General features: G+C 30.8%; 5 protein-coding genes. 1 reads left to right on the top strand and 4 read right to left on the bottom strand.

Annotated features, from left to right (window positions below):
• Positions 1–161: 161 nt before the first annotated feature.
• From RH81_RS03550 to RH81_RS03535, 4 genes are all read right to left on the bottom strand, one after another.
• The gene (locus RH81_RS03550) at positions 162–1,082 is read right to left on the bottom strand and encodes an EVE domain-containing protein (RefSeq protein WP_033957859.1); all 921 of its coding nucleotides are present in this window, start codon (positions 1,080–1,082) and stop codon (positions 162–164) included.
• Positions 1,083–1,566: 484 nt separating this feature from the next.
• The gene (locus tag RH81_RS03545; protein WP_033957856.1) at positions 1,567–2,472 is read right to left on the bottom strand and encodes a hypothetical protein; all 906 of its coding nucleotides are present in this window, start codon (positions 2,470–2,472) and stop codon (positions 1,567–1,569) included.
• Between the two features lie 86 nt (positions 2,473–2,558).
• Positions 2,559–3,257: a T9SS type A sorting domain-containing protein gene (locus tag RH81_RS03540; RefSeq protein ID WP_033957846.1), complete on the bottom strand. Its 699-nt coding sequence runs from the start codon at positions 3,255–3,257 to the stop codon at positions 2,559–2,561.
• Positions 3,258–3,406: 149 nt separating this feature from the next.
• The gene (locus RH81_RS03535; RefSeq protein ID WP_033957845.1) at positions 3,407–4,135 is read right to left on the bottom strand and encodes a DUF4397 domain-containing protein; all 729 of its coding nucleotides are present in this window, start codon (positions 4,133–4,135) and stop codon (positions 3,407–3,409) included.
• A 113-nt stretch (positions 4,136–4,248) separates the two neighbouring features.
• Here RH81_RS03535 and RH81_RS03530 point away from each other — a divergent pair, with 113 nt between their 5' ends.
• Positions 4,249–5,883, top strand: a complete 1,635-nt coding sequence (locus RH81_RS03530; RefSeq protein ID WP_033957844.1) for a hypothetical protein — start codon at positions 4,249–4,251, stop codon at positions 5,881–5,883.
• Positions 5,884–6,063: the final 180 nt, after the last annotated feature.

Here is a 6,063-nt window from a genome sequence, read left to right as displayed (position 1 = left end):
TATTTCAGGACGGGTCATAATTAATGCCAACGTGTTTGTGTATGGTTAGTTATGTTGGCTAGGTCTAAATTAGTAAAAGAGAACTAACCAGAGGGAAATCCGCAGGATTTTCCGAGTACACACAAACTGAGCAATTGATTATACACGTTGTTAGCGGTTGGCTATAGTTTTATTTTTTCAATCGTAATTTTTTTATTATCAATCAAAAAAACAAAAACGGATTCATTATTATCGACAATCTGAACATTCCCATAATGTAATTGTCTATGGTGATTTGGACAAACAGTAATTAAATTCATAACACCTAAAGAACCTTCCTTCAATTCCGAAACAGGAATAACATGATGTGTTTCAATATAATATTCCCCTTTTCTTTTTTTAAATACTTTTGACGGCTGGTTTAATGATTTGCATATTTGACATTCATAATTATTGACTCTTTTTATTTCTTTTGATATACTACCTCGCTCAATCTTCCTACTAATAATTTCCTTTATTCTTGGAGGTGCTTGCCTATATTTATTCTCTAATTTTCGAATGTCATCAAGTGAATAATAAGATTCTGATTTAGCCTCATTAATGGATTCGATATTTGTATTTGATAAATTAATAATTTCATTAAAAGCTTTTTCGCTTATTGGCCAAGTTGAAGCTTCTTGACCTTTTATTAAGCTTGTTTCGTTTTTTAGTATGTCATTAGATTTTAGAGTATCCATTAAAATTGGATTGTCTAAAAAGTTCTTTAATATTTTGATTTTAACCCTTGGTTTTTCTATTTCCACTTTTTTCGGATTAAGCCAAAAGGCGGAATCAATTTCAGGCATTTGAGATGCTTCGCTTAGAATTTCGACAATTGCATAAATTCCAGATTCCAATCTTGGCTTACCATCTAACTCTGTTAAATTTCTTTTGTCAAGCCCAACTCTCATAAATCCTAACTGTTTTGGCTTAAAATGTTTTTTTTGCCAACTTGTAATTTTCCAAGTTTTGAAAACTTCTTTTGTTTCAAGGAATTCATCGATTTGCCAAGTCTTTGGGTTACAAATCAACATCCAATATCCTGTCATTTTTGTTTTTGCCATTTTATGAAAGTTTATTTGCTTGCAATGTTCTTCAGCTTGCCGCTAACGTGTTCGTGTATGGTTTGTGTTGTCTGAGAACTAAGTTAGCAAAAAAGGAGGGAAGCGTAGGAATTTCGGCAGAAATTCTTGAACCATCTTTAAACAACATAAATTATACACGTTGTTGGCGATAGTTTTTTTATCAGTTACTTTTAGAATAACCAATTCTAACGGTCCATATTTTTTATTTTTTCTCCAAATTACAGAAAATACAACATAAAACAAACTCAAGAATTAAGCATAATCCACTGAAATCTCAACAGAGTAATTTTCCATTTTAGCAAGACTGTTTTGACTTTTTTTGTTAGTTGTTGAGTAGGGAAATAAATAAAACACTAATATTTTAATAAACCACCATAAACAAAAAATCCTCATCCAAACGGTTGAGGATTTAATATTTTTAAGAATTATAGCCCCCAAAGTATAACCATGGAGTCTTAAACTATTATTGCCATGCTATGATCTCCCAAACAGCTGTGGGCGCTCCAGCCCAAACCCTTATTCTATTTATACCACTGTCATAATACATATCACCTAATTGCGGATTTGCAGGAGCACTAGCCCTAGGTTTTAGGTTCAGCATATCTTGTACTTTTAATACTCCAGGAACAACCACGTGGTCTACGTCTCTTCCCAATCTAATTTGATTATCCTCATCAGGTGTAGCATTATATCCAATTGCAGTAGTGTAGTTTAGCGTTCCAGAAAACTCGGCAACACCTGCTTGAGCTCCAATAGCGGTATTTCCTGTACCTGAATTAGTGTATAAGCTTGCCTGGTGACCTATTGCTACATTTTCTTCAGCCTCATTACTAGCACTATTAATAGAATTTAAATTTTTTAACGCTTCAACACCAAAAGCTACGTTATTATTGTCATCTTCATCAGCAGCAAGACCAGCGTCTGTGCCAATATAATAACTACTGCCGTCTCCCGAAATATTCGCCCTAACATCCGCTAAAGAACTTATTAAACTTCTTGTATCTAGGATACTTATGAAATCTAAAGGCCCAGTTCCCGTAAAAGCATATAATGTACCAGCACCTCCTTGTACATTCCAAAAGATTCTCCCGGGACCTTTATTAATAGTGCTCCAGACAGCTGGAGTTAACAAAGGGAGTTGTAATGTTTTGTTGATTGAGTTTAAATCTAACAAAACATCTGTCTTAGCCGTTGGAGTAGCTATGTCTGAAATAATGACTTGGCTAGCATTTGTAACCGTTAGAGTTTCTGTATTGCTGGAGGTTATTACTTCAAAATTCCCATTAGTGCCAAGCGTGTTTTTAATATCTTGGGCATATATACTACTTCCAAAAGTAATAAGGATAATAAGCATGTACGTTTTTTTCATAATGATGTTTTTAAATTAATGGATTTATAATTTTTAGAAACTAAATTGAGACAGATATTCTCAAAAATTGAGAGTCAAGTCATTGATTATTTTTTAATAATTTTATATGTGTTGGATTTATTCGATTCAATATCGATCACTTTTAGCAAGTAGATTCCATTTGAAAACGTAGATATATCAATGTTTTTTAAATTGGATTCTTTTATTTTCTGCCCCAACGAATTGTAGATTTCAAATTGTAAGTCATTGTCACTACTAATTCTAATTTCCGAAGTTGCAGGATTCGGGTAAATAGCAAATTTATCTAATTCAAATTCGTCAATTTGTAAAGTTGCATCTGAAGCAGAAGCTGTTACTCTATCTATTGCAACACTGCTTAAATTTGCATCAAGAGTAATAGTATTTAGGACGTCATTCACTGTTGAAGCATATTCTGTCCATGTACTATTATCTTCAATTTCTATGTTTAAGAGCATTTCGGTTCCACTGTTTATTTCAGCATCTTCATAATTCAAAATTAAGGAACCACTGTAGCTTGCTAAAGGATTTGCCATTTCATAGACTCTAAGAATCGATTCTTTTCCGCCAGAAACATATACCAGGGAGCTTGATAGATTAATTTCGTTATCTGCAATTTCATAATCAACACTTGGACTCATTTCCAAACCAAATGCATTTAAAGAAGCCCCAGCACCAATAACAATACTAGAAGTACTAGAAACTGATATTTGCTGAGCGAACGCAGTTAAACCAATAAAAAAAGCAAGTAAGGTAATTTTTTTCATAGAGTATATTTTAAAGATATTAAATTAAATAAATTTAATTTTTTGATACGACTTAGTATAAATTTTACCGTAGGTATTAATAAATTTATACTTTAAAAAGGCCTTGGACATATTTAATCCAAGGTTGTATTTTTGTTTTATAAGATCAACTATTGCTCTGCTACAAAATAACTTAATTCTGAAGAATTTTCATTAGTTAGTGTTGCTAAGGCAATAATTAGTATCGAATTGTTTCCGTGAGAAGTGTTATCACTTAATCTTAATAAATTGGTATCTAAATGTGGAGCTATACCCATCGGAGTCACAACAACTAAACTTGAAATATCATTATGATTAACTTCAATATACGAGCTTAACTGTCCGAAATTTAAATTAGAAACAACTTTCTTGTCAGAGGTTTCACCTCCAATATAAATATCTACTGCACCTATATTCTGGTTTGCGTTAAAATATTTAACTCTTACATTACCTGTTTCTGGAATGGTTTCATCTAATTCTGAAAAAACCATTGTTTTATTAGCTGAACTTCCAATCATACTTGCGTAATATAACTTGCCGTTACTTACTGTATGCGAAGAAGAAATTAAATGACTATTGTTAGAGTCTGTTACATCAAAAAGCACAGAAGACTTGGTCGTTTCCCATTCAAACTCAACTTTATTTCCAAAGGCATAATTTTGATTATCAATTAATTCAATCTCCTCTATTTCCCAATTTAGCAATGTGTTCTCTGTATAATAATTCTGCATAAATACATTTGCTTTATGAAATTCTGTAGGTGGTGTAATAGGTTCCTCATTACTATCACTTCCGCTACAAGAAGAAAGAATTAATAGCACAAAAAATAGAAGTGTAGGTTTAATTATTAGCGTTTGCATAAATTTAATTGTCGGTATTCTTTTTCAAAATTATAAATTATTCACCCTAATGTAGTAGGTTAGGTTGTTTATTTTTGATAATATTAGATCTATTCTTAACATAACTGTATTAAATGAAACAGATATTGTATTTTTTAGTGTTTTTATTTTTTCTTATAACAGCTGAGGCTCAGGACACAATTTTCGTCAAATCTTTAAATGTGTCTAATGCAAAAAACGTTACTACAGACAATAAAGACCTTTATTTTAGAATGGATAATAAGCTCTATTATTTTAATCTAGAAAAAGATAAACCTATTGAGCAAGCAAAAGGCAACTTAAAATATAGTTGGCTGGAATTCAATTCGGATAGTCAAGAATATGTAGTGATGAACTCAAATTACATACCGTTAAATAGACAGATAAATTGTAAATACTATGAAAATATAATCCCAGGATTTTGCAATAAACAAGCTACAGTGGCAAGAGTAAACAATAATCTCTTTATATGTTTAAACGGGAAAATACTGCAATATCGAATTGATACTAATTATAAAATAGAACATAAAGGACGTTCCATTCGACATGTTTTTTCTGAACCTGGTAGAAGAATAATCTCAACATATAGTGGCGTATTTTCTGACTCATTATGGACTCAATTTTCTAATATCAAGATTAAGGGTGATTTAGAATATTCGAATGGTGAATTATCTAAAATTAATGGTAATTACTATTTATGTCAAGACGATCTACTAAAATTAAATATCAATAATTCAACATTTGAAAATGTTTTAGCGACCGAGAATGGCCCAAGAACAAGAAAGTTAGTAGATTTCAAAGGAGTTTTCTATGCGATGTATAATTCAGCACTTGGAATTATTGATTTAGATAATTCAATTAATAACAAAATATTAATTAATGATGATTTTACAGATATTCAAATTCATCAAAACAAACTCTATGCATGTTCAACAAATGGTAATTTATATATTATAGATTCAAAAGGTAGCATAGATGTTTACACTTTCGATTATTCTTTTAATGATATTAATATTGATGGTTCTGAAATATATCTGGGAACTAAAACCAATCTGGTCAGATTAAATGAGAACTTAGGCCTAGATGTAGTTTTCAAAAATGAGGAAGTAATTCAGTTAATGTTTTTGGATGACTCATTATTATTTACAAACAATAGAGGGTTTCATATATTTTTAGATGGACAGATTAATACAATAATTGATAATATTGAATTTAATAAATTTGCTTTAAATTTTGATGACAATTATATTTACGCAGGGTCTGTAAATGGTTTGTACATCATAGAAACCTCAACTATGCGAGAGGTTATAATCCCAAATTTATTAGATAAGATTTATATCAAGAATGATAGCTCTTTGCCGAAATATGCTTATTCAATTATAACTTTTTCACTCTCCATTATTATTATTATTTTATCATTTTGGTTTGTTCTTAAAAGGGGAAAAGAAAAAAACCTAAAACAAACAATTAGCTCTGAAATTATAACACAGATTATTGAGGAAAAACCAAAAGTGAAATCTGTAGATAATTTGGCAGAATATCTTAACACCTCCGTTGTCCAAATTAATAGAAATCTTAAAAAAGAAAATACTACGGCTTTAAAAATTTTAATAATTGCTAAGAAAAAAATTGCGCGTGATATGCTTAAGCAAGGGGCTTCAATTAAAGATATTTCAAAAAGAGTTGGTTATTCAGAAAGATATGTAAAGGAAAAGTTAATTATTGATTGAGCCATAGATTAAAGTATTTCCTTTTACTATTAGTTGAGTATAAGAATCATAATTATTGCCAACGAGTTTGTGTATGGTTAGTTGCGTTGGCTAGAACTAAGTTAGCAAAAGAAACCGAACCAGTAGGGAAATCCGCAGGATTTTCCGAGTACACAAATAACGAGCAATTGATTATACACG

Source organism: Psychroserpens jangbogonensis (genome assembly GCF_000797465.1).
Classification (GTDB): domain Bacteria; phylum Bacteroidota; class Bacteroidia; order Flavobacteriales; family Flavobacteriaceae; genus Psychroserpens; species Psychroserpens jangbogonensis.
This window is presented reverse-complemented; position numbering and strand designations above follow the sequence as displayed.

Coding starts and splice junctions, on each gene's coding strand:
- RH81_RS03545 (WP_033957856.1), bottom strand. CDS start 2,472: ATGAAAAAAACGTACATGCTTATTATCCTTATTACTTTTGGAAGTAGT.
- RH81_RS03550 (WP_033957859.1), bottom strand. CDS start 1,082: ATGGCAAAAACAAAAATGACAGGATATTGGATGTTGATTTGTAACCCA.
- RH81_RS03540 (WP_033957846.1), bottom strand. CDS start 3,257: ATGAAAAAAATTACCTTACTTGCTTTTTTTATTGGTTTAACTGCGTTC.
- RH81_RS03530 (WP_033957844.1), top strand. CDS start 4,249: ATGAAACAGATATTGTATTTTTTAGTGTTTTTATTTTTTCTTATAACA.
- RH81_RS03535 (WP_033957845.1), bottom strand. CDS start 4,135: ATGCAAACGCTAATAATTAAACCTACACTTCTATTTTTTGTGCTATTA.